The following is a 2,492-nucleotide window of genomic DNA, read 5'->3' as shown; positions in this document are numbered from 1 at the left end:
AGCTCGGTCCCGGGGATCCTCTAGAGTCGTCGATACGTGGTGACGCCGTCGCGGGGAGCGAGAAGGAACAGGATGCCGAGGAGTCCGGCGAGCACCAGGAGGGTGACCGGCACCTTCATCGCGCGCACCTGGACGACGGTCGGCTCACCGATCTCGGGAGCGATCACCGGCGCGGTCATGCTGCCACCGCCTTCTGGTCGTTGTCGGCATCCGATCCGTTGCCGCGGGCGCGGCGCCGCGCGAGGCGGGCACGCGAACGCGGCGAGCGCTCGGCGTCGGTCTTGGGAAGGAAGAAGATCGTGCGGATCAGAGGCGGAGCGGCGATGAACAGCACGATCAGCGACTGGACGACGAGAACGATGTCGACCGGGATCTGCTGCAGCGCCTGCATCGGGAACGAGCCCGCCTTGAGCGCGCCGAACAGGATGCCGGCCCAGAACGTGCCCCACGCACGGCTGCGTCCGAGGAGGGCGACGGTGATGGCGTTGAAGCCGATACCGGCGTCGATACCTCCGTCGAAGCCGCTCGTGACCGTGCCCTGGATCTGGCACATGCCCGCGATACCGGCCAGGCCGCCGGCGAACAGCATCGCGTAGATGTAGACACGGGGAACGCTGATGCCCGCGGCGCGGGCCGCGTGCGGGTTCTCGCCGACGGCGCGCATGCGGAAGCCGAGGCTGGAGCGCTCAACGAGCCACCACACGAACAGCGTCGCGACGATGACGATGACGAAGCCCCAGTTGAGCTGGTTGAACTGTTCGCCGAACAGCAGGGGAAAACGCGCGCTCTCCGGCGTGGGCCGGCTGATCGGCTGGATGTTGTCCGGCTTCTGGAGCAGCTCGGGCACACGCACCATCCACGACACCAGGTAGAACGCGATGTAGTTGAGCATGATCGTCAGGATCACCTCGTGCGCGCCGGTGCGCGCTTTGAGCAGACCCACCAGCCCGCCCCACAGCGCGCCGCCGATGATGCCGACCACGAGCGTGAGCGGCACCTGGATGATCGCGGGGCAGATCCAGTTGGAAGGTCACCAGCGCCGCGGCGGCACACGCGATGAGCATCTGGCCACGGGCACCGATGTTGAACAGTCCCACCCGGAAGGCGACGGCGATGCCGAGAGCTGCCGCGATGAGCGGTGTCGCAAACCCGAGGGTGTTCGCGAGCGGGCGGATCGCGCTCAGGAAGTCGGGGGCGTTCGGGTTGATGACCGAGCCCGTGAACAGTGCGGCGTACGCGCCGGCGACGGCGGTCCAGGCGGCCGAGAGCGTGTCACCGGGGCGCGCGAAGAAGTATCCGGATGCCGCCTGCACCTCCGGGTTGGTCACGGCGATGAGCACGCCGCCGACGATCAGCGCCAGCACGACGGCCAGGATCGTGGTCACGACATTGCCGCGCAGGATCTCGGTCATGACGCGGTTCGCCGTCGGCGGAGGGGGTACCGCCGCGCCGGGTGCCAGGGGGGCGGGTTCGGTCGTGGTGCTCACGCGGCATCCTCCGTCGGGTTCTCGCCGGCCATCATCAGGCCGAGGACATCACGCGGCGTGTCTGCCGGCACGATGCCCACGATGCGCCCGCGGTACATCACGAGGATGCGGTCGGCGAGCGCAACGACCTCATCGAGCTCGGTGGAGACGACGACGACGGGAATGCCCGCATCGCGCGTCTCGACGATGCGCTTGTGGATGAACTCGATCGAGCCCACGTCCACACCGCGCGTCGGCTGGGAGGCGAGGAAGAGCTTGAGGCTGCGACTGAGCTCGCGCGCGATCACGACCTTCTGCTGGTTACCGCCGGAGAGCGAACCCGCCGCCTGGCCGGGGCCTTGCGTGCGGATGTCGAACTCGGCGATGCGCTCCTTGGCGAAGTCGTCGAGGATGCCGCGCCGAATGGTCCCCCAGCGGGAGAGCCGCAAGGTCGCAGACATCTGATCGCGGCGGCCATCTGATGGCGGATGCCGTGATCGAGCACCGTGTGCTCTCCGACAAGCTCGGGGTCGATATCGACCCCGAGCTTCTGTCGGTTGCGCTGACACACCGCTCGTTCGCCTACGAGAACGGCGGGATCCCGCACAACGAGAGACTGGAGTTCCTCGGGGACTCGATCCTCGGTCAAGCGGTGACGGTGCACCTGTTCTTGACGCACCCTGAACTGGAAGAGGGTGCCCTGGCCAAGCGCCGGGCGAGCGTGGTCTCCACCGTCGCTCTCGCCGAGGTTGCCCGCGGTATCGACCTCGGCGCGCACCTGCGTCTCGGACGCGGTGAGGATCAGACCGGTGGGCGCGACAAGGACTCGATCCTCGCCGACACGATGGAAGCGGTCATCGGCGCCACATTCCTCTCCTCCGGGCCGGAAGCGGCCACGGCACTCGTGCTGCGCCTCGTCGAGCCGCTGATGGCGGACCCCGACCGCTACGGCGCCGCGATGGATCCGAAGACGAGCCTCCAGGAGCTCGCAGCGCGGCTCACCCTCGCGCCGCCGTCGTACGTGAT

At 68.3% G+C, this 2,492-nt stretch carries 2 protein-coding genes and 2 pseudogenes; 1 reads left to right on the top strand and 3 read right to left on the bottom strand.

Features of this window, described 5'->3' with window-relative positions:
* Positions 1–20 precede the first annotated feature (20 nt).
* The 3 genes and pseudogenes from I5I_RS17120 to I5I_RS07140 form a co-directional block, all read right to left on the bottom strand.
* Complete coding sequence (locus tag I5I_RS17120; protein WP_187289925.1) at positions 21–179, bottom strand: hypothetical protein; 159 nt, start codon at positions 177–179, stop codon at positions 21–23.
* Positions 176–1,487, bottom strand: a pseudogene (locus I5I_RS07145) (ABC transporter permease). The gene I5I_RS17120 and the pseudogene I5I_RS07145 overlap by 4 nt, the downstream one beginning before the upstream one ends.
* Positions 1,484–1,897 (bottom strand): annotated as a pseudogene (locus I5I_RS07140) (heme ABC transporter ATP-binding protein); the annotation flags it as partial. The pseudogenes I5I_RS07140 and I5I_RS07145, both read right to left, overlap by 4 nt.
* Positions 1,898–1,947: 50 nt before the next feature.
* On the opposite strand from I5I_RS07140, the gene rnc reads away from it, so the two are divergent.
* On the top strand, positions 1,948–2,492 hold a 545-nt coding region (gene rnc / locus I5I_RS07135; protein WP_036318130.1), incomplete at its 3' end, for a ribonuclease III.

The organism is Microbacterium sp. B24 (genome assembly GCF_000333415.1).
Lineage (GTDB): Bacteria > Actinomycetota > Actinomycetes > Actinomycetales > Microbacteriaceae > Microbacterium.
The sequence above is the reverse complement of the archived record's forward strand: the minus strand, read 5'-3'. Positions and strand labels throughout refer to the sequence as shown.